The sequence below is a fragment of the Paenibacillus sp. FSL H3-0286 genome (assembly GCF_045040705.1).
Lineage (GTDB): Bacteria > Bacillota > Bacilli > Paenibacillales > Paenibacillaceae > Paenibacillus_AQ > Paenibacillus_AQ odorifer.
Window position 1 is genome coordinate 3,820,529 of sequence record NZ_CP150285.1, and the last position, 21,769, is coordinate 3,842,297.

General features: G+C 44.2%; 20 protein-coding genes. 6 read left to right on the forward strand and 14 right to left on the reverse strand.

The annotated features are described in order from the left end of the window. Positions 1-117: 117 nt before the first annotated feature. Positions 118-984: an AraC family transcriptional regulator gene (locus MHB37_RS17130; RefSeq protein ID WP_405168293.1), complete on the forward strand. Its 867-nt coding sequence runs from the start codon at positions 118-120 to the stop codon at positions 982-984. A gap of 6 nt (positions 985-990) precedes the next feature. On the opposite strand, the gene MHB37_RS17135 is transcribed toward MHB37_RS17130, so the two are convergent. Both MHB37_RS17135 and MHB37_RS17140 read right to left on the reverse strand, forming a co-directional pair. Continuing rightward, positions 991-1,521: a GrpB family protein gene (locus MHB37_RS17135; protein WP_370510713.1), complete on the reverse strand. Its 531-nt coding sequence runs from the start codon at positions 1,519-1,521 to the stop codon at positions 991-993. A gap of 39 nt (positions 1,522-1,560) precedes the next feature. Further along, complete coding sequence (locus tag MHB37_RS17140; protein WP_076190242.1) at positions 1,561-2,781, reverse strand: MFS transporter; 1,221 nt, start codon at positions 2,779-2,781, stop codon at positions 1,561-1,563. 188 nt (positions 2,782-2,969) lie between these two features. On the opposite strand from MHB37_RS17140, the gene MHB37_RS17145 reads away from it, so the two are divergent. Together MHB37_RS17145 and MHB37_RS17150 are read left to right on the forward strand one after the other, a co-directional pair. Continuing rightward, on the forward strand, positions 2,970-3,749 hold the full coding sequence (locus tag MHB37_RS17145; protein ID WP_076126639.1) for a GNAT family N-acetyltransferase: 780 nt from the start codon (positions 2,970-2,972) through the stop codon (positions 3,747-3,749). A gap of 24 nt (positions 3,750-3,773) precedes the next feature. Continuing rightward, on the forward strand, positions 3,774-4,082 hold the full coding sequence (locus MHB37_RS17150; RefSeq protein WP_036676925.1) for a DUF4190 domain-containing protein: 309 nt from the start codon (positions 3,774-3,776) through the stop codon (positions 4,080-4,082). Positions 4,083-4,157: 75 nt separating this feature from the next. Here MHB37_RS17150 and MHB37_RS17155 read toward each other — a convergent pair whose 3' ends face one another. From MHB37_RS17155 to MHB37_RS17190, 8 genes are all read right to left on the reverse strand, one after another. Next, positions 4,158-5,348 carry a Ger(x)C family spore germination protein gene (locus tag MHB37_RS17155; RefSeq protein WP_076126641.1) on the reverse strand — a complete coding sequence of 397 codons (1,191 nt, stop codon included), beginning with the start codon at positions 5,346-5,348 and terminating at the stop codon, positions 4,158-4,160. Continuing rightward, entirely contained in the window at positions 5,341-6,444 is a 1,104-nt protein-coding gene (locus tag MHB37_RS17160; protein ID WP_076184847.1) for a GerAB/ArcD/ProY family transporter, read from the reverse strand. Before MHB37_RS17160 ends, MHB37_RS17155 begins: the two co-directional genes overlap by 8 nt. A gap of 37 nt (positions 6,445-6,481) precedes the next feature. Continuing rightward, positions 6,482-8,152, reverse strand: coding sequence for a spore germination protein (locus MHB37_RS17165; RefSeq protein WP_076126801.1), 1,671 nt, complete (start codon positions 8,150-8,152; stop codon positions 6,482-6,484). Between the two features lie 172 nt (positions 8,153-8,324). Then, entirely contained in the window at positions 8,325-10,523 is a 2,199-nt protein-coding gene (locus tag MHB37_RS17170) for a DEAD/DEAH box helicase (RefSeq protein ID WP_340976106.1), read from the reverse strand. Continuing rightward, complete coding sequence (locus tag MHB37_RS17175) at positions 10,520-11,839, reverse strand: ATP-binding protein (protein ID WP_076126647.1); 1,320 nt, start codon at positions 11,837-11,839, stop codon at positions 10,520-10,522. Before MHB37_RS17175 ends, MHB37_RS17170 begins: the two co-directional genes overlap by 4 nt. A gap of 15 nt (positions 11,840-11,854) precedes the next feature. Next, complete coding sequence (locus MHB37_RS17180; protein ID WP_339187183.1) at positions 11,855-13,411, reverse strand: TerB N-terminal domain-containing protein; 1,557 nt, start codon at positions 13,409-13,411, stop codon at positions 11,855-11,857. 185 nt (positions 13,412-13,596) lie between these two features. After that, the gene (locus MHB37_RS17185; RefSeq protein WP_405169611.1) at positions 13,597-14,799 is read right to left on the reverse strand and encodes an MFS transporter; all 1,203 of its coding nucleotides are present in this window, start codon (positions 14,797-14,799) and stop codon (positions 13,597-13,599) included. A gap of 90 nt (positions 14,800-14,889) precedes the next feature. After that, positions 14,890-15,657 carry a DUF1836 domain-containing protein gene (locus MHB37_RS17190; protein WP_036676915.1) on the reverse strand — a complete coding sequence of 256 codons (768 nt, stop codon included), beginning with the start codon at positions 15,655-15,657 and terminating at the stop codon, positions 14,890-14,892. A 114-nt stretch (positions 15,658-15,771) separates the two neighbouring features. On the opposite strand from MHB37_RS17190, the gene MHB37_RS17195 reads away from it, so the two are divergent. Beyond that, entirely contained in the window at positions 15,772-17,082 is a 1,311-nt protein-coding gene (locus tag MHB37_RS17195; RefSeq protein ID WP_076126650.1) for a hemolysin family protein, read from the forward strand. A gap of 49 nt (positions 17,083-17,131) precedes the next feature. Here the strand turns inward: MHB37_RS17195 and MHB37_RS17200 are convergent, their stop codons facing one another. Genes MHB37_RS17200 through MHB37_RS17210 form a run of 3 tightly spaced genes read right to left on the reverse strand, consistent with a single transcriptional unit; the run spans position 17,132 to position 18,497 of the window. Continuing rightward, complete coding sequence (locus tag MHB37_RS17200; RefSeq protein ID WP_405168294.1) at positions 17,132-17,665, reverse strand: GNAT family N-acetyltransferase; 534 nt, start codon at positions 17,663-17,665, stop codon at positions 17,132-17,134. Positions 17,666-17,689: 24 nt separating this feature from the next. Beyond that, positions 17,690-18,118, reverse strand: coding sequence for a GNAT family N-acetyltransferase (locus tag MHB37_RS17205; protein ID WP_076184843.1), 429 nt, complete (start codon positions 18,116-18,118; stop codon positions 17,690-17,692). 25 nt (positions 18,119-18,143) lie between these two features. Beyond that, entirely contained in the window at positions 18,144-18,497 is a 354-nt protein-coding gene (locus MHB37_RS17210; RefSeq protein ID WP_036677380.1) for a VOC family protein, read from the reverse strand. Positions 18,498-18,688: 191 nt separating this feature from the next. Between MHB37_RS17210 and MHB37_RS17215 the strand changes: the two genes are divergently transcribed. After that, the gene (locus MHB37_RS17215) at positions 18,689-20,005 is read left to right on the forward strand and encodes a TrkH family potassium uptake protein (RefSeq protein WP_076184980.1); all 1,317 of its coding nucleotides are present in this window, start codon (positions 18,689-18,691) and stop codon (positions 20,003-20,005) included. A gap of 57 nt (positions 20,006-20,062) precedes the next feature. On the opposite strand, the gene MHB37_RS17220 is transcribed toward MHB37_RS17215, so the two are convergent. After that, a complete protein-coding gene (locus MHB37_RS17220; protein ID WP_076280402.1) occupies positions 20,063-20,338 on the reverse strand; it encodes a hypothetical protein in 276 nt (91 codons plus the stop codon). Positions 20,339-20,516: 178 nt separating this feature from the next. On the opposite strand from MHB37_RS17220, the gene MHB37_RS17225 reads away from it, so the two are divergent. Next, positions 20,517-21,749: an aminopeptidase gene (locus MHB37_RS17225; RefSeq protein WP_076281757.1), complete on the forward strand. Its 1,233-nt coding sequence runs from the start codon at positions 20,517-20,519 to the stop codon at positions 21,747-21,749. The last annotated feature ends 20 nt before the right edge of the window (positions 21,750-21,769 follow it).

Sequence of the window (21,769 nt, forward strand, 5' to 3'; positions counted from 1 at the left end):
AGCGGTCCCAATGAGTATGGAGAAATACAAGAGATATATGGACGTTTGTTGCATTTGTATATTCAATCCTATAATCTAAATGTATTATAAAAGCAATCTTGGGGAGGTTCTAAGTAAATGGCTTCAGAGCATTATCATTTTACAGCAGGGTTTAATCTGGCTCCCGATGATCATGACCTATCTGTATTATTCAGCGGAGAAGGCAAACCCGTTCCTGGCCATAAAATGGGCCCATCTGTTCATGATTACTATCTCATTCACACAGTAATTGATGGGGAAGGTGTTTTTCAAAGTGGCAGTAATTCGCAGGGATGTAGTAAGGGGGATACCTTTGTTATTTTTCCGGGGGCGTTATTTAGCTATCAGGCAGACATGGATCGTCCGTGGACATATGTATGGGTGGCCTTACAAGGGGAAGCGGTTGAACAGCTACTACACGAAGTGGGAATTACAAGGGACAAGCCAATAATCCACTTAGATAACCTAATAGAGATACATAAAGTATATGAACATATTCGTTTATCCTTTCAGCAATCTGCTTATCCTCGACTGGAGAGCTTAGAAGCTTCGGGTTGGCTGCGGCTGCTAGTGCACAAATTCGGTGTTGCGAACATAAGTTCGCTTCCCTCTCAATCGATAGAATTACCGGATGTTATCGACCGTCAGATCGATCAAGCGATCCGTTGGATTTCTCTACAGTTTCATCAACAGATCAGTATCGACCATATGGCATCGTCTCTAGGCTATCATAGGGCGCACCTCTCTAAAGTCTTTAAACAAAAGATCGGCATGTCTCCCAAACAATATTTATTAAAGGTTCGTATGGATAAAGCAAAAAAACTGCTAGGAGGCACGCTGACCATCGACCAGATCTCTTCCTCGGTCGGTTTCAATGACGCGTTATACTTCTCCAAGCAGTCCGTAAGTGGAGCGGCATGTCTCCCAGTGAATTTCGAAATCATCTTCGAACGGGCAAGTGATTGATGTATCTTACGTTTCTTTCATGGCTTTAGATAAAATTGAGCTAACAAACGTTGTCTTTCCTTCACAATAAGCATCAATGTCATAACGATGTTGTTCTGCCAAGCGTTGTTTGACCTCTGCATACGCTTGACGCGCTGCTGTATTCGATCGCAGATAGTCTCTGAAAGCGATATGCTCCAAGTAGCCTTTTCCATCCTTAGGACATACATACAGATGATATTTCATAAATCCATCATCCTGAAGTCTTTGAAACGCTTCTCTTCCCTCTATTCCCAAGTTCCCTTGGTGTTCATATCCATGCTGTTGTAAACGTTCTATGATTTGTGGGAGTACATCGTAGCTGTCCATCACAAGATCAAGGTCGATGATAGGTTTAGCAGCTAGCCCTTCAATCGAAGTACTGCCCACATGCTCGATAGAAATAATAAGATCTCCGACATAAGATAAGAGCTGTTCTTTTAATCTATTGAATTCTGCCTTCCACTCTGGGTTATACGGGACAACCTCTATAACTTTCGTCTTCTCAGCGATGATCAAACACCTCCCGGGTATAATAAAAGGTACTGTAATACGTTTCTAGCTAGTCTCTGGTAAATCCTCTTTCTCGATCACTCTATAGACGATCCATATGCATAAAGCGGCTACAACTAGCGTTCCCCCCATTAAGCAGACACCACTCCAGCCCCAATGCTGCCATGCAAAACTTCCCAGCGTGGATCCAATCGCTCCACCTGTAAAAGTGCTGACCATAAAAACAGTATTAATACGACTGCGAGCCGCTGGTTCAAGTGCATATATCCGTGTTTGGTTACTGACCTGTGACCCCTGTACCCCAAGATCCAGAATAATAACTCCAGCAATCAAACTCCAGATCGTAAATCCGGCTAAACCAAAAAATCCGTAAGCAATTAATGTAATTAACAGTAGGATTCCTACAATCTTTTTGGGAGCAATTCTGTCTGCTAACCTCCCGATAAATGGAGCACCAGCAGCACCTGCTACACCAATAAGACCAAACAATCCTGTAATAGAGCTACTGTAGTGATAAGGTTCTCCTTCCAGAAAGAAAGCTAGAGAAGTCCAGAACACACTAAAGCCGCCAAACATGCAAGCCCCAATTAAAGATGACTCACGAAGCGTCGAATATCTGCGAATCAGTTGTCCCATTGATTTCAGCAGATCTGAGTACGAGGAATTATTGTCTGGTTTCGTTGCCGGGATTAGCCGATAAAGAATAAGGGATAACAATAACATGACTACTGCGGCAATCCAGTACATCGCTCTCCAGCCGAACATATCCCCTATAATTCCGGATATTGTTCTTGCTAGCAAAATACCAAAAAACAATCCGCTCATTACTGTGCCTATAACCTTCCCCCGCTCCTCCGGTAAAGCTAACTCAGCCGAGAGAGGAATGATGACCTGCGGCACCACCGTAGTTATGCCGATAGCAAAGCTGGCGATATACATCCAAGTGAGGTTTTGTGCGGTAGCGAAACCAATTAGTGACAGTGATACAGCAATAAGAAGTCCTGATATCAGTGTTCTGCGTTCACGAATGTCACCTAGTGGAACAAAAAATAACATTCCCAGCGCGTAGCCGATTTGAGTAAGCATCGATACATATCCCACTGCGTTAGAGGAAGCATTAAATGTGCGTCCTATCTCAGCTAGGAGCGGCTGATTATAATACATATTTGCCACGCTTAGTCCTGATGCAATGGCTAGAATTAGGATGAATTGCTTAGATAGACCTTCTCCTACACGAACAGCAGCGCCTGTGATAGATTGTGTCATGAAATTATGTGCCTCCGTTCACGTATGCTGCTTCAAACAGCGAGCTTTATTTTCCCTAATATATTATAACAGTCAATGTCAACCTTCCTTCTTCAATAGATTAATGATTAGTAAAGGGAAAAATATAAATATCTGCATAAGTACTATTTATAGTAAAATATATAAATCTGAGCTAGGAGTGGATGAACGTGCACCAGAACGAACGAATCATAAACAAATTACAAACGAATCCCTTAAAGAATGTAAGCTTGTTAAAAATGTTAAACTCCTTCCACGAAGTCATGGAAACACATCTAGTTGAGCATGGTGATCAGTGGGGTATTGTATTACTTCTTCCAGCCACAGCATACGCATATGATCATAGGGTATATCCTCAAGCGGATTACATCGTATTTTTGGATTACAGCTGCCCCGATATATTTCCAGCTTTACTACCACTGCTCCCAGCACAGGCGAAGCTTGTTTTTAAACTACAGGATGTGAAGTACCAAGAGGCACTGTCTGCGCATTTTTCTTTAGAAAAAACTCGGGGGTTTTTCTCTTACAGCACAACTGAGGGGTTAAGGTATAGTAAGGACAAAGAGGTGTCAATCAATCATTCATTTGACGACAGACTACTTCCACTTTGGGCTGCTAACCATTACAATAAGGAAGAAATTGAGGAATATTTCCAAAAAGGAGCGTTTTCCGTTTCAATCTTTCAGGGCGACAATCCGGTTAGTACCTGCCTAGCGTTCCGAAATGAAGAGCAGATTTGGGAAATCGGCGCTGTTCATACTTTAGAAGCATTTCAAAGATACGGATACGCGAAAATGGTAGTTCGCACAGCCATACAAGAAACGTTAGAACGAGGCTTTATTCCACGCTATCACGTCCTTGAAAGAAATCAAGCGTCCATTCGTCTAGCTGAATCTATTGGGCTTGTCCCTTGTGTGCAGCTAGAGCACTGGATTAACTACATTCAATAACAATTTCTATTGGAGGTGATTTTAATGAGCTATCCACCAAACGACAATTTGAACTATTATCAGCCTCCACCCCCTCCGGCACCGACGAATGGTAAATCAATCGCTGGTTTTGTCTTGGGAATCCTCTCTATTGTTGTGCCTTATATTGGTTTTCTGTTAGGAATTATTGCGATTATTCTATCCGCCTTATCGCTGAAGGAAATCCGTAATCGTTATGAACAAGGCAAAGGCCTAGCGATTGCAGGCCTGGTATGTGGAATTGTGGGCACGCTGATGTACGCAATTATTATATTATTCGTCGTTGTGTTTGTTTTTGCAGCTTCTACTTACTAACCACGAAAAGGATCTCAATAGCCATCATCGGCTGCTGAGATCCTTTTCGAGTTAACACGCTATCAAGTGAACCCTTCATTCAGTCGTGGAACCAAAATCGGTGATTTTAAGCTTAACATCAAAGGTCAATGGCATCCGAATAAATTCCTCGTCCCAATGATCCTTGATCTTTTTCCAAACCTGCGGTTTTTCTATGCTAAACCAATTTCCGAACCCTGCTATATCCACTTTGTAGGTAGAATGCATTTTGTGAATAAGAGCATTGATTTTTTCGGTTAATTTTTCCTCGAATATCTTCTCCAATTCTTTGAAATAGGCAACTTCCGCGGAATGCTCATTATCATCCCAATTCTCAATAAGACGTCCATCAGACTCAATGGCTACATGAATAGAGAACTTCTCATCCGCAGTCTCCTTCAGCGTAATCTTGCTCTTAACTGATTTAATTTCATAAGTAATCGCTTCATTCAACTGATTATAGGCTTTAATGCTCCCACCTTTTATGTCCCCTTTGATCCAGGCAATACTCTCCACATCCTGTTGATCAATATTGCCAATCCACTGTCCTGTGTCTCCCTTGATAATACCTGCTCCGGAAAATTCCACCTCACCTTGTGCCTCCACAACGTTCTGTAAAACAAAGCTTTGCCTGGAGTACATAAGTGCATCTAGATTAGACAACGTTATGCCCTTCATAACTTTACTGGTTCTGAAGTGGTTATGAATCATGTCTGCAAGACGAAAAGAAGGAATCTCCTCCGAAGTTGTTTTAAGTGTGTCGGATGCAGGCCCTTGGCTAAGAAATATAAGACAGCTAGGGCGGATATCATTATCTCGCAGTAAAAAGTCCATTAGCCGTCTGATCTTCTCCTGTTGCACCAGTTTCTCAGATATGACAACAACCTTGAGGTGATGACCTATAATCGGACGGTTCTTACGTATTGAGATTTGGCGGAATATCTCAAGCAGAGAATCCCCTGTCTCAGAAATGTTGTGATAATGAGTTTGTGGTGTTGCGCCATCTTTGCCAGAGTTTCCGAGTATTTTTTCAGGCACAATTTGTACCGTAGCCGTCAATTTATTTTTCTTAAAATAGCTTCCTCCGAGTTCCTCAAACTCCCGTTCGACTCCTTTCGGCTCCCCCTTGTCAAGCGCCAATCCCGTATAAACACTCAAGTCTTCAATCTCCTTACTGCTCCAGCAGCCAGACTGCGTAAGCAGAATCACGAATACCAATAGTAGGCGAATAACCCGCTGTCTAAACATTCTGCTTGAGTCCTTTCTTCCTAATGATTAATACAATCGACAATAACAGTGGCAGCATTATAAAGATCAGCACACCCATATAGCCAATCGCATCACCAAGACTAAAGACATCATTGATGCGCTGAGGGATCATCGTACAGATGAAGATGATGGGCATTAAAGCGAACATAACCGGATGGATCTTTAGGTGGAATACCTGGGAGATGCCAAGTGATGCATTAAAGAAAAAGCTGCAAAAATTACAGAACATCTGCATCAGCCAAATGACGAGCAACGGAAATTCAAATCGTTCAAAAAAGAACCCTGATATTTCAAAGCTCCGTACCAAATCTATCGTAGGCCAGGTGCTGGTGATTACAGAATTGATGGATAGGCCGCCGATAACCATCACAACAGTAACCAAATACAATACCAGCGGGATACTTAAACCGACCATCATTCCTTTGACCGCTTGCTGCGGATGCTCCATAAAGGCCGTCATTGTCATCACAACCTCACAACCGGTAAAAATCAGGATGCTAGACTTCATGCCTCGGATCACCGGCATCATGCCTTCACTCAGAAAAGGACGCAAATGCTGGATATCAAATATTCTGGTACTTAAGATATAACAAATAATCAGAATAAAAATACTGATCGGAAATACAATCTGAAACACGCGGGCCATGGAATTAATCCCGCCATACACCAAATAAGTGCCCACCCAGATGAACGGCATCACAATCGCCCAGATCGGTGTCCCTTCCAGAAGAAAGAACAATGTTACTTCCGCCAGAACGCGGATTTCGAAACCCGCAATCACAATAAAGTAAAGAATCAATATTGTACTCATTACACTGCCTGGAAAATTCCCAACAATTCTTTTAGAATACTGAAAGACAGTCTTCCCTGGAAATTGCTGGCTAAGCTTCACCATAACCAATATGACCAAAGATACGACGATACCTCCCAGCACTACTGAAATCCAGGCATCGGGAGTCTGCACAGCCTTAACAACATTTCTGGGCAAAGTCAAAATTCCCGCACCTAGCATTGAATTGGTCAAGATTATGGAAGCCTGCGAGGTTGTGATCTTATCATCAGTTCGTTTAAACACTGTGGTCTCCCCTCTGCTCCTGCTAAGAATACATTCTCTAGGACCTGCGCTTTTTCTTCTGGGTCTTCAGCATCTCCGGTCTTCGCTTCATGATCGATAACGGTGCACGAACGAACAAATCCTTCCAGTCACTTAAGCGGAAAGGGGAAATAGGGGTGACGTAAGGAACTCCAAAGCTTGAAAGCCGAGTCAGATGGCTGCAAATAAGCAGGAAGAAAAGGATGGTTCCGAACATGCCCAGGACCGCCGCAAATAACATGCCTGCGAATCGTAAGATCCGAAGAGTAATCCCCGCACTGTACATCGGTATGGAAAACGAAGAGATCGCTGTCACAGCTACAACAATTACCAAAAAAGGACTTACAATACCAGCCTGTACCGCGGCATCTCCAATGATTAGACCTCCGACAATCCCCATTGCCGGACCTATGGGCTTCGGCAGCCGAATTCCAGCTTCACGCAAAATTTCAATGGAAATTTCCAGAATCAACACTTCAATTAATGCAGGAAAGGGTACACCTTGGCGTGTTTCGATAATGGAGATCGCCAGTTGTGTAGGAATCAGTCCCGGATGAAAAGAGATAAAGGAAATATACAGCGCCGGAGCCAACAGAGCCAGAAATGATGCGCAAAACCGGAGTATCCGCAAAAGTGTACCCGGAATCCAGCGCTCATAATAATCCTCAGGAGACTGCAAAAGCATACTGAACGTCACTGGAACAACGAGTGCAAACGGTGTGCCATCCAGCAAAATCGCGACTCTTCCCTCTAACAAGGATGCAATTACCCGATCGGGTCTTTCCGTATTCTGTGTCTGCTGAAACGGGCTTAAATAATCATCCTCGATCAACTGTTCCACATAGCCGGATTCCAGAATAAAGTCCATATCAATTTTGGAGATACGTTCCTTCACTTCCTGGAGCAGATCAGGATTTACAATGTTTTTCATATAAGCGATAACCAGGTTCTTCTTGATTTCGCTGCCTACTTCAACCATTTTCATTTCCAGATTCTTATTAAGCCCTTGGCGCCGCAGCATAGAGGTATTCTCACTAAGCACCTCAGTAAAGCCAATCCGAGGCCCACGCAGTAAAGCCTCCGAGGTCGGCTCAGTAATCGCGCGCACGGATCCATGCGGAGAACCCACCAGCAACATCTCACGCATGCCTTCGACAATCAGCGCAGTGTATCCGAATAGGACAAACTCCTGCAGTTGGTCTAAATCCTTGGCTTCACTAAGCTGAGCTAAGGGGAGCATATTCTGTTTCAAGTAGTTGTATATTCCTTCTGAAGCCTGCGTTTCGCCGGCATACATCAGATTCTGCAGCACCTGCTGATTGATTAGCTCCTCGTGCTGCATCCCCTCTACATAGACCAATGCGGCACGTGCCTGTATACCTTTAACTGAGAATTCACGAAAATGTACATCACTGTTCTCCCCCAATGCCGTTTTTATCGCTGTCAGATCGGCATCATAGTCCTGGGTAAAAGCAGTAGACACAGGAGGCTGCGGATTTACTTCCCGATTGTCATTCTTCTTCAGTTCCGCATCCTGTGATTTGGCCTCTGTTTCCTTGGAGCGTCCGCTTCCAACATAAAAATACAAATGCCTGTAAAGATAAAAAATCCCTACGGGAAAGAGCAGCGTAATCGCCGCCTGCATAAAAATTGTCCAGTCCGGAATATAAGAGACTATTTTAGGCCACATCGCAATCATCCTCTATAGGAATCTGTTAGTACTATTCTCCTTCCACCCTATTCTTATGCAACATTTGAAACTTAAGGAAAGTTCATATATCAGCATTGGTCCGGACATAACAAAACGCCCGCATAAGCGGACGTCTGCAATTTAGAGTATTTTCAACAGGTACTGCTTAAGGTTAATTAGGTTGCTGCCACTGCTTTAAAACCTCAATCAGACCCGGGACATCTAATCCATCCAAGGAAAAAGCTTTGCGCAGCAGCTCATGCGGGATGAACTCATCGTATTTTCCGAGGTAGGGTGCTTCATCTGGGGATAACAATGATAATGGATCTGTGGCAGCCATACTTTCGGCAATGATCTCTGCTTCCAGCGTTTCTGCATCTGTTTTACCCGCAACGACCATATAATAAGGTTCCATGGGAACGATAGAACGCAGTCCCAGAGGGCTCTTCAGGTTGTTCTTCAGAAGGCGCTCCAGCGTACGGAATTGCCGACTACCGGCCCAGGGCAGAATGAACATGGAATCTCCACCCGCCGGCATAACGGACCGCACAAGCATTCCGCTTTCCTTCGCTAAACGACGGGCTCGTTCGAGCCGCGCAGCCGCACTCGGAGCTAAATACGGATACAATGAAGTGGCTCCTAAGATTTCACGGATCTTGTTCATGATGCGTGTATGTACATCCCCACCCGCACCAAGCCACAACGTATCTACTTTGCCGCGTGAGGTTTTCACATAAACGGCTTTATGGCGATTATCCACCTCTTCTACCTTCCAAAGCTTACCTGCCAGAGTAAAACAGTAGCCTGGTGGTGGAACCGTTGTGATCGATCCGATTTCCTCAGTCCCGTTATAGACCACATGCTCTTCATCATCTTTGAAGACCGCGTAGAAGCGGAAGTTATTCACGATCTTCTCTCCCGCCATCCCGATGATCAAGCTGCCTTCGTCCATCTTCTCAATTTGTCCCATGCCTAACATATAGGTCATGAAAATATCATAATCAGTAGGATCTATGGTTTTAAACGAAGGCAAACTCAGAACCGCTTCTTTTAAATCATCCGGTTCGGCCTCACCCATACTTTTCAAAATGCTCATCGTCTGATGGTACAGCAGTCCAACTGGCAGCTGACGCACGACCAGGGGTTCCACCCATTTCTCGCGCACATATAGCTCAATTACCGCTATCGCTCGAAGCAGTGTCCACGGCATCCGCGCCGGAAGCTGAGCTTCCTCGTCCTCTTCCTCGGGCGTGACAAAGATCATCTCGGATGCAGCGTCTCCACGCCTGCCCGAGCGGCCTAACCGCTGCACAAAGCTTGCGCAGCTATAGGGAGCGCCGACCTGTAGCACTCGCTCCAGCTCGCCCAGATCAATACCCAGCTCCAGCGTCAACGTCGCTGCGGCAACAGCCGGTCCGGTGCCTTGCCGCAGCGCGGCTTCCGTTTCTTCACGCAGCATCGCGGAGATGCTGCCATGGTGAACGTGAAATACATCCCGTTCACCACGCTTCGCGGCCGTCCTCCGCATCTCTAGGGTCGCCGTCTCCGCATCTGAGCGGCTGTTGGTGAAGATCAACGCCTTCTTCAGATGCGTATGATCATAAATAAAATCGTAATAAGACTGCTTCGCACGTTCTAAATGCTCCGCCTGCACCTCATCCCGTGCATCCGGGAAAGAGAAATGCTCCACACTTAAACGGAGCTTACGCCCGCCTTGTGGAGCGGACACTTCAACGCTCTCCCGTGTGCCCGCCGCCAGCCACTCTGTGACAGAAGCGTAGTCACTCAGCGTAGCTGATAGACCGATTCTGCGAGGATGACATCCCGCCATTCGTGAGATTCTCGCCAGCTGGCTTAACACCTGGATCCCCCGGTCAGCTCCCATAAAGGCATGCACCTCGTCAATGACAATAAAACGTAGATCATGGAACAACGCTGGAATAGCATTCGGGCGGTTCATTAATAACCCCTCAAGCGATTCCGGGGTGATTTGCAGCACGCCTGAAGGATTCTGCACCAGTTTTGTTTTATCGGCTTGAGGTACATCTCCATGCCAGTACCACACCGGAATATTGCCTTCACGAAGCAAATCATTCAAACGTGTAAATTGATCGTTGATCAAAGCTTTCAGAGGGGCGATATACAAAATGCCAACCGAACCGGAAGGACGTTCATACAGCTCAGTAAGCGCTGGGAAAAATGCTGCCTCTGTCTTACCTGAAGCGGTACCTGAGGCAATCAGCAGATGATGCGGGGTATCAAAAAGCACCCGGCAGGCATCCACCTGTGCCTCACGCAAAGTCTCCCAGCGGTTCTTATAAATAAACTCTTTAATGAAGGGAGCCAGCCTATAGAACGGATTATCACTCATAATTCAAACTCCGCCAGGAATCCATCCAGTTCATTTTGCTCAGTCTCAGCTGGCTTAGCAGTTTTTTCGCCCACTAGCTGTTCAAAAGTAATCTCCGGATGCTGGTGGAGCGTATGCAGCAGATCCATGAAATCACGAACTACCTCCCGTGGAGTTAAGAGTTCCTCAGCCCCTAATCTTCCAACCGCTTCCTCCATAAAATGAACCAATTGTTCCTGTGATAAACGCGCTTCATAACCATAATGTAGGGCGTGAATCTCTTTAAGCTTTTGCAGCAGTACCAGAATTTCCTCGTGTGATAACATGTCCAGAGCAATGATAGGTCCAGTATAATTGTTCAGACCCGCCGCCCCGTACCGGCCAGCAACCAATCTCGATCGCAGTGCCTCATAACTAAATAAACCACGCCGTCCATCTTCCACAAATTGCGGAGTTCCCCCTATAAAAATCCCTAAGTTCTCTGCCTTCCCCTGCATCGTATCATTGAACATGGTAAGCAGCTTTTCATAGTTGCTCTGACGGGAAATACTGTTCGTAATTTTATAAAGATTGACACCTTCATCAATAAACAGCAGCAGACCTTTATAGCCAATAGCCGCAGTAAATTCCGCCCAAAGCTTCATATAGTCATACCAATTATCATCATCAATAATCACGCCAACTCCAAGCGCTTTGCGGGCTTCTGTCCGAGTTGCAAATTCTCCACGCAACCAGCGAAGCGAATCCTGTTTCTGGTCATCATCGGCCAGCTTGTGTGCATTCCAATAAGAGGCGAGTACTTTGGCAAAATCAAAACCATGTACCAGACCGCGCATTTCAGAGGCTACAGCGTAAATTCGCTTCTCTACTTCTTCACCAAGCTGAGGGTGATCAGGCCCATATTCCTTCTCCTGCATCACGGACTGCTGTAGCGTAATAATCCATTTCTGCAGGATGATCTCCAACGCTCCACCATCTGGACGTGTGCGGGTCGATAAATGGCTCATTAGCTCCCGGTAAGTCGCTAGGCCTTGTCCTTTAGTTCCTACTAACCTACGCTCAGGGGACAGGTCAGCATCTGCTACTACAAAATCCCGATCCATCGCGTAATTACGGATCATCTGAAGCAGAAAGCTTTTACCGCTGCCGAATTTGCCTGTAATCAGCTTAAAAGCTGCTCCACCCTCTGCAATGTTCTCCATATCTCTTAATATGGCTTCAATCTCCGGCCGACGGCCAACGGCTATGTGCTCTAGTCCGATACGCGGAACAACACCAGCCGTCAACGAATTGACTAGCGCAGTTGTCATTCGTTTAGGTATTTTTAATTCACTCATCCAAAGTTCACCTCATTAAATATTGCGCAGCATAGAGATATATTCCTCAACAATGTCTTCCCCCTCAATGATCAGATCACCAAGAATGTCCATTGCGATTTCATTAATCTCATCAATTAGAAGCTCTGACATCGTGCCATTAGCAGCAGCCAGCTTCAGTAAAGCTTGACTTCCATCCTCATCCAAAAGAGCAAGCAGTGCTTCCCGTTGTAGTGGACTTAAAGCATTGGCAAACTGTTCTGCCTCCGATCCTATGCTAACCGCTTGAGCTTCTTCAATCACCTCTACAGGCAACAATTCTTCCTTACTATCTTGTATTGGATCGATTTCACCGATAGTTGCTTCGAGCTCGCTAGCCTCGTAATCTTGCTCGTCCATATTCTCAACCGTAAGCATCGTCCGTACAATTTCAGAATCACTTTGCAGGCGTTCTAGCTTCTCCGGATCTATGACGACTGTCGGCCCTTTGTCTTCCTGCGTCTCTTTAAGATACTCACGCTTTAGAAAACGAGTGATCAAATCATCCATATCGGCCTCTACATTAATACCTTTAAGTCGTCCGCGGTAGCCCATCAGTTCCCGGAGTTTATTCTCAGTCAGACGAAATAACCTTGTAATCAGACTGCGAAGTGGTGGAGATTTACTAATACGTACAACCGGTATAAGAACAGAATAGCCATATAATGAAATATCATATACGGCACTTCGGAATAAATAACGCTCCCGCATCACCGCTGGTCCAGGCGGAAACATTTCAACTAGATTGGAGCCGTGTTTCCGGGTGACATAAGCATTAATTAACGCCACGACCTGCGGAATGTATTGTTCAAGAGCCTCATTGCCTTCTCCGATGTAGAACTTGGATTTACTAATATCATAGTCCGACATTGCCGTTAATACTGCGAAGGTTAGCTGCTCAGGAGCAGTCGTCAGTCCTCTCATTAATTCAAGCTCCGCCAGATCCCCAGCAAGACCACGTGAACGAGCCACAATGATAGAAAGCGGGACATCCAAATGATGTACAAAAGAGAAGTCCGCGATCCAGCCGCCAAGATATTGATCCAAACGTTTATAACTTTCCCGGTAAGCTTCCCAGATCAGATTTAGCTGCCTATAGCCATCATTAGGGTCAGTCCACCCCACGCCATTAATAAGCTCATATACATGCAGAAAAATATAAGAAAGATCTGTTTTCAGATATCTGCCTTGTCTAACTTCATTCCGCCAATAAAAATACCATCTGCTTTGCGTGCCTGTCATATGGCCATATGTAGGCCAGTAACTCTTAAAAGGAACAAAAAGCGCTGAGTCCTCAGTTCTTTCAACTAATTCCTTCGCTCTTGTTACGAACTGCCCTTCGGTGGTAGTCACAGGCTCCGGCGTTTCCATCTCTGTATCCCAAAGCTGCAGCTGTAATGAAGGTTCAGGGGTTGAATTTGTTTTGCCATTATTCTTAGAAGATGACTTAGGCAGCGCAGGTTCAGGGGAATTTCGCGGCGGAATCGGTACATTTTGTTCCGTACTTTCCCAGACTAATTCTGTGAAATGCGGTTGCTTCCTATCATTACTCATGTGCGATCGCTCCGTCCTTATAAATAAGGATTAATGTAAAAAAACGGTCCTGTTCACAACTGTGAAGGAACCGTTTTGTTCTTACGTGAATAGTGGTCATCCATACAGGACGATAACATCGTTTCTTCTTGATATTTTAGCATTGTTGATAGATTAACATCAAGTATGTAATGCAGAATCACACTTTATAGAAGCTCGGTTCCCTTTGTTTCTTTGCCAAGGAACAATACCGCTAATGCACCGATAATAATCGTTACAAAAAATAGCATAAAGATCGAGCCAATCTCCATAGATTTACCTACTAGAACCCCTACCAGCAAAGGTGCGATAATGCCCCCAATCCGGCCAAAGGAAGTTGCTAAACCAGCGCCTGTGGAACGAATAGCCGTTGGGTACAGCTCTGGCGTATAAGCATACATGCCACCCCAAGCGCCAAGATTGAAGAAGGATAAACAAATTCCTGCAGCCATCAGCATGCCTTCAGTAGTCGCATTTCCGAACCATGCGGCGCTAACTGCAGTGAACAGCATATAGATGACTAGGACAAATTTACGTCCGAACTTTTCAATAAAGTAAGCGGCAGTAAAATATCCAGGCAGCTGAGCGAGCGTCATAATAAGCACATACTCGAAGCTTTTGACCAAGCTGAAGCCTTTAAGTACCATAACTGTAGGCAGCCATAGAAACATGCCATAATACGAGAACACCACCGTAAACCATAAAATCCACAACATAATTGTAGAACGGCGATATTCTGGCGACCATACGGTAGCGATTCGTTTCTTTAAGGAAACGGGTGCCTTTTTAATCTCAGCAAATTTCGGTGAATCATCAATCGCCCGTCTTAGATATAAAGCGTAGAGTGCAGGTACAGCCCCAATTCCGAAAGCTATACGCCAGCCATAATCAGGGATAATGAAGAACGCGATTAATGCCGAAGCAATCCAACCGACTGCCCAAAAGCTCTCCAAAAGCACAACCGCACGGCCTCTCTCCTGAGCAGGCATGCTCTCTGAGACCAAGGTAGAAGCGACAGGCAGCTCACCGCCAAGTCCAAACCCCGCGATAAAACGAAGCACACAGAGGATCGCAAAGCCTGTTGCAAATGCAGATAATCCGCTTGCCGCCGAGAAAATAAGGAGTGTCCACAGCAATACCGGTTTACGGCCAAAGCGGTCTGCTAATATCCCTGCCGCTGCAGCACCTACTGCCATACCGACAGAATTAATACTAGTCAATATACCGATCTGCTCCGGTCCCAGATTCCAATCCTTAGCTAAAGCTGCTACAACAAAAGAAATCATTCCGACGTCCATCGCATCGAACATCCAGCTCAAGCCAGCGCTGAAGAGTAATTTCCTTTGTTTCGGATTCCGCAGCAGTGTCATTTGATTCACATCGAAGCCCCCTTATTTCAACCTGTTAACCAATAAACTTACTTTTGATTGTTTCACTTATACATTTTAAAATTGAAGTGCTCAAAAATCAAGAAATAAAGCAGCATTAAAGTATTGCCTAGCCAGCGATTGAAAATAACAGGTCTGCACAGAAATTGTGGCGATAAGCAGCATATTACGAACGGATTCTCTCTGCGCTCTCGATAAATGTGTCAGCCGGTTAATTACACGATCTATAGAGCTTTTTAACGAGGTATCTTCTTTCCAAGAGAACTCCTTGTGCAACACTTGATCTACTTTACATTGCGTCTGAATCGATGGATTGCTTTTGATCTCCTCAAAAAGCCCTGCATAGGCGTAATACAGCTTGGCCGGTTCAATTAGATCATCATCATCGCGATCCGGCTTTAGGAACATTAGCTGGAACAGTTGGCGGATACTTTCAAAGTTAAGAGCAGATTTGAGATCATCGATAATAAACAAAAGCGCCGCCTGATTAACCGAATATTTCTTTCCTTCTTTAGGCGAACCGAGATATTCCTTGAAGTCGCGCTTGACCCAATTTTGCATAGCTGTGACGGTCAATGTGGAATACTCTATAAGATGGCCCAATGAAGCAATTTCACCAAGTGAAAAGCCTTTTACATGGCCGCCTTTAATGATCTTTTGTAATATGGGTGGAACATTGGTTGATAAAAAAGCGGGCAACGAAGTCCCCTTTTGTAATTCTTCACGGTGAAACTTTGCCCATGCCTCTTGGAGGATATTCAGCGGTTTCCGGTCTGACAATCCGGTCAATGAGAGCAGTAGACTGGACATCTCCACACGAGTCAATGCAAATGATTCCATATCTGTTTCCCTCCACCATTTGATATTTTACTGAAAAGTTCGTAGAATAGTTCATAAGAACTCATAATAATGAGTATAACCTATTTTAGGAACGAAAGGGATGGTAAAGATTATATGGGTATAGGACTTAGTTTGACGTTGGTGGTTATTTTGATTATTTTAACCGCTTTTTTTGTAGCAACAGAATTTGCATTGGTGAGACTTAGAGGTAGCCAGATCAGTCAAATGGTGCTTGACGGAAAGAAGAATGCCTTGGCAGTACAGAAGGTATCCGCTAATCTCGATGGCTATTTATCCGCTTGTCAGCTCGGGATTACCATCACTGCGCTGGGTATTGGTGCACTGGCAGAGCCTGCATTCGAACAGTTATTGCTTCCTATTTTCGACTGGGCCAATATCAGTTCTAGTGTGAGTCACCCTCTTGCGTTTTTACTCGCATTCATCATTGCAACATTCTTGCACGTCGTTGTCGGAGAACTTGCTCCGAAGACGGCAGCTATAAACATTCCGGAAAAAATCGGTCAAATTACTTCACCGCTGATTATTTGGTTCTACAGAATTTTGTACCCTCTCATTTGGTTCATGAACGGTTCCGCTAATATGCTTGTTCGTCTTTTTGGGATGAAACCAGCTAGTGAGCATGGAGACGCGCATAGTGAAGATGAGATTCGTTTGATCCTGTCCGAGAGTTACGAAAGCGGGAAAATCAATAAAGCCGAATATGGCTATGTTAACCGAATCTTTACTTTTGATGAGATGCTCGCCAAAGAAATCATGGTTCCGCGAACCGATATGGTATGTCTTTTCACCAATCATTCGTTGAAAGAAAATTTCGAAATTATCCGCAAGGAGCAATATACTCGTTTCCCTGTGGCACAAGGCAGCAAGGATAATATTATCGGAATGATCAACACGAAACAGCTCTATTTGCAGTATGATAACAATCCTGATTTTGATTTTCATAGCTTAATTCAACCCGTACTGACAGTATCTGAGGTGACACCGGTCAAGAATCTTCTAACTCGTATGCAGTTGGAGCGTGTGCATATTGCCTTGCTGCTTGATGAATATGGTGGAACATCCGGTCTCATCACGATTGAAGATATTTTGGAAGAAATCGTTGGTGAAATCCGTGACGAGTTTGACGGTGATGAACGCAGAGAAGTCGAAAAAATAAGCGATACTAACTATCTGTTCGACGGTAAGGTATCTCTGTTAGAGGTCAAGGATCTTACAGGGCTTGATTTCGAAGATGAAGAAGTGACCACAGTTGGAGGCTGGGTATACAGTCATATCGCAGATCCAGCCATTGGCAAAAGTATTGTTCGTGACCATGTAACATTGACCATCCGCGAGATGAACAGATACCGTGTCCGCAAGGTTGAAGTTGTTATCGAACAATCAAGCAACACTGAATCATCATAAATCACGAAATCATAACCTTTATTCATAAAAAAAGGATAGGGTCATCAGATTAAATCTGACACTCTATCCTTTTTTCTTTTTGGAGAATTTTGCTCATATAATACTCATCCACCCACTCACCATCGACAATAAGAGATTTCCGCTTCGTCCCTTCGATTTCAAACCCGCTCTTGGTATACAGCCCCAAAGCAGCTTGATTATGGGTCATGACGGATAACTCAAGACGAACAATCCCATTGTTCATAGCCCAGATGTCCATCTCCCGGAACAGGCCAGCCCCAATCCCATTCCCCTGATATTGTTTCTGAATCCCAATCACTATGTACGCGCTATGTGTATTGCGTCTAACACTTCCACCTCTAACAGACAAGTAACCTGCCAAATGATCGTCAACCTCTGCCCCTATAAGAATTGAAGTTTCTGCTGCCAGAAAGCTTTCGAGCATTTCTTTGACCTGACAAAGACTAGCTTGTCTTTCATCCGGTTCCAATAACATAAATTTGGACTCTTGGTCTAACTGATGCTGAAGTCGAAGCAGTTCACCTGCATCCTCCGGCACCAGTTCTCTAAGTGTAACCATCATATCATCACTTCCAATCGTAAATAACTATAAATACTTCTTGAATACCTTACTGGAGCTGCTATCATAACCAAGAATTTCGTAGAAACGATGCGCTTCTTCTCTCTTTGCAGCACTTGATAACATAATCTTAAGGGCTCCCTTGGAGATTGCTACATTCTCGGCATGTCTCATTAGCATTGCGCCATACCCTTTTCCTCGTACTTTTTCAGCCACAATGACTCTTTCTATGACAGCAAAGGGCCTATCGTCACACAAAGCATCCATACAAAAATGAAGATGTAACGACCCGACAATTGTTTCTTGTTCTTCGCACACATATAGAAAACTCTCCGGATGATCTGCGATCTGCTTCAGCCGCTCAGGAGATACATGAATAGCTGGATGCTCAGGCAGCAAAATCCGATAAAGTTCTTCAATGAAGGTAGCGTCTTCGGGCACTGCTTCTCTTATCATTCGTCTACTCCCTTCTATACAACGATTAACAACGACAGACCATGATCACATTTCCATCGGGATCTTTAAAATTAAACCAATGATCATGCTCAATATCCGTGAGAATCTCTCCTCCGTTGGCCTTTACATAATCATAAGCAGCATCAATATCCTCGGTGTTAAGATGAAACGAAGGGATGTTTAGAACAGATTCAGCGGTGTAAATCTTACTGTCCAAAACGATGCCCGGTCCCTGCATAGGGACTACATATAAATGACCGAATAATACCTCTCCATCTAATGGGAGTCCAAGCAATTGGCAATACCATTGTTTTGATTTCTCAATATCCTTTACCGGAATAAAAACAGCACCAATCTGATTCAGAATCGGACTTATAATCATTAAGAAAGCCTCCTCTTTTAAGTTGACGGATAGGGTGTTATTCTAGAATAATTCGATAAAATATGTCAATTACCTCCCTCCATTTAGGGAAGGGCTGGTAAGTTGTGTTATAATTCTGTGAGCATTACTCCAATATCACGTACGTCAGGAGAATTACATTGGCTAACCTGAACTTCGGTGGTTTTAAAATGACCCCACCCAAAGTTTTATCACTAGGATTCTTAATCCTTATCACTGCCGGGACTTTTCTGCTTAGTCTCCCGGTCTCCTCAACATCCGGACAAATATCCTTTATCGATGCCTTGTTTATGGCGACTTCAGCCACTTGTGTAACAGGCCTTGCGGTCATTGATACGGGAACTCAGCTAACTACCTTCGGACAAGTTGTTCTACTCATTTTATTTCAAATCGGAGGATTAGGCTTTGTAACGATGGCTACTTTGATTACCTTGGTCCTTAATAAACGGATATCCTTGAAAGAGCGAATCCTTTTGCAAGAATCCATGAACCAAAATTCGATGCAGGGAATTGTACTCTTAATCCGTAGAGTCCTGATCTATTCTCTTGTTATTCAGCTGTCGGGGGCCGTGTTGTTTGCTGGAAGGTTTATGATGGATATGCCCTTTGGGAAAGCAGCATATTATGGGATTTTCCACAGTATATCTATCTTTAATAATGCAGGCTTTGATCTCTTCGGTGATATTCATGGGCCGTTTAGCGGACTTACTCGTTTTGTAAATGATCCCATTGTTAACTTTACCTCAATGAGTCTCATATTTCTTGGAGGGATTGGTTTTATCGTTCTGTCTGATCTTATGGACTTTCCTAAACGCAGAAGACTCACTCTTCATTCAAAGGTTGTTCTTTGGACTTCTCTTATATTGATTGTTATTGGTGCGGGGCTGTTTTTTTTACTGGAGTTTAATTCTACGCTGAAGCCCTTGAGTGCAAGCGGAAAGTTTTGGGCGACCTTTTTACAAGCGGTAACTCCGCGATCTGGTGGTGTCACCACCATTGAAGTTCCACTTTTACGGCAATCTACACAATTTCTGATGATTCTATTGATGTTTATCGGAGCTGCACCTGGGTCGACGGGTGGAGGAATCAAGATCACTACATTCGCCGTACTGGTTACTGCAGTAGCTGCGCGATTACGGGGGAAAGAAGATATTGTAATGTTCCGCCACCGGATCGCTAAAGAAAATGTATATAGAGCCCTTACTATCACATTAATGTCTCTTATGCTGCTTGTCATCGCTACGATGTTATTATCCTTAACCGAGAGCGCTGAATTTCTAACTGTACTTTTTGAAGCAGTATCTGCTTTTGGAACCTCAGGCTTATCTATGGGCCTTACTCCGGAACTGACTACGGCAGGAAAGGTTCTAGTGATTATCCTGATGTTTATGGGCCGGACCGGACCACTTACACTTGCTTATGCTTTGAAACCAAAAGGTAGTAAAGAACTGTACCGTTACCCAGAAGGTAAGATAACGATTGGATAATCATGATATGGCCAGCGGCTACCAGATAATGCCGCTGGCGTCATATCAATAATATTATTATTCTTCCACGATTTCTTGTTGATCAAGTGCAGCATCCAGCAACTGATTGTACACATCATCGTTATTCTCCAGCAATGCATCCGTTTCTAAGAACTGTTCCTCGCTCCCAGGCTCACCCGCAAAGCTTAGACTGTAATCCCATTCCGTTCCTCTTGTACTGAAGAAAGTGATTTCATATGGAGCCTTATGATTTTCGAGAGTGAATACAGTCCTCCCTACATAACTTTTATCTTCTTTACGGCTCATTTCAGCACTTACGATCTCTAAATTCATCCACTTATCTTCCTTCCTATCATCAAATCAGCTACCCTTTCAGTATATCATTGAAATGAATGTAATTCCTTCTCTTTGCACTGTAAATTCCACGTAATTGACTTTTTTCATCCGGCGGTTAATAATTTAGTACAATGCTTGTAAAGTACTAAACTATTAGTAAATGGAGGAAATTACAATGACTGATTTTCAGGCTAAGCTTAGTAAATATGCAGATTTAGCTGTACAAATAGGTGTTAATGTTCAACCCGGGCAAATTCTAGTGGTGAATGCACCGATTCTTGCCGCTGATTTCGTACGTCTAATTACCGCTAAGGCATATGCTATCGGAGCAAGTTTAGTTAAGGTGAACTGGAGTGATGCAAGCATTACACGCCAACAGTTTGAACACGCTGCACCAGAGGTATTCACTCAGCCTCCTACTTGGTACGCAGGTGAAATGACTGAATTCGCCGAAAAAGGTGCGGCTATCCTTAACGTGATCGCTGAAGATCCTGATGCACTTAAAGGTATTGATCCAGTACGTATCTCCAATTTCCAAAAAGTTCGCGGAGCTGCCCTCACCAAATATCGTGAAATGCAAATGTCCGACAAAGTGAGCTGGAGTATTGTAGCTGTTCCTTGTCAAGCTTGGGCGGATAAAGTATTCCCTGAGGTTCCAGCCGAAGAACGTGTAGATAAACTCTGGGAAGCCATTTTCCACACCGTGCGTCTTGACCGTGAAGATCCAGTAGCTGCATGGCAGGAGCATCTTGACACCTTGGAGCAAAAAGCGAATGTACTCAACGCAAAAAAATATAAAAAGCTGCATTACATAGCACCTGGCACTGACCTTAGCATCGAGCTTCCTGAAGGCCATATCTGGGCACAAGGAGACAGCATTAATGCAAAAGGTCATTCTTTTGTAGCCAATATGCCTACCGAAGAAGTCTTCACTGCACCACTAAAGACTGGTGTTAATGGCACTGTAAGAAGCACAAAGCCACTTAGTCATGGCGGCAACATCATCGATGACTTCTCTATTAGCTTTGAGAACGGCCGTATTATAAGTGTTACTGCTGAGCAAGGTCAAGAAGCGCTAGAGCACCTCATTAGCATGGATGAAGGAGCGAAATACTTAGGGGAGGTTGCCTTGGTTCCTCATAAATCCCCTATTTCTGAATCCAACATTCTTTATTACAACACATTGTTTGACGAAAATGCTTCTAATCACCTTGCTATAGGTATGGCTTATGCCTTCTGTTTAGAAGGCGGTAAAGACATGAATCCAGAGCAGTTAATTGAGCATGGTCTCAACAATAGTGTAACCCATGTGGATTTCATGATCGGGTCAGCTGAGATGAACATTTACGGGATAACTGCTGATGGAACTGAAGAACCTGTCTTCCTGAATGGAAACTGGGCGTTCTAATTTAAGCACACAAGAGATAC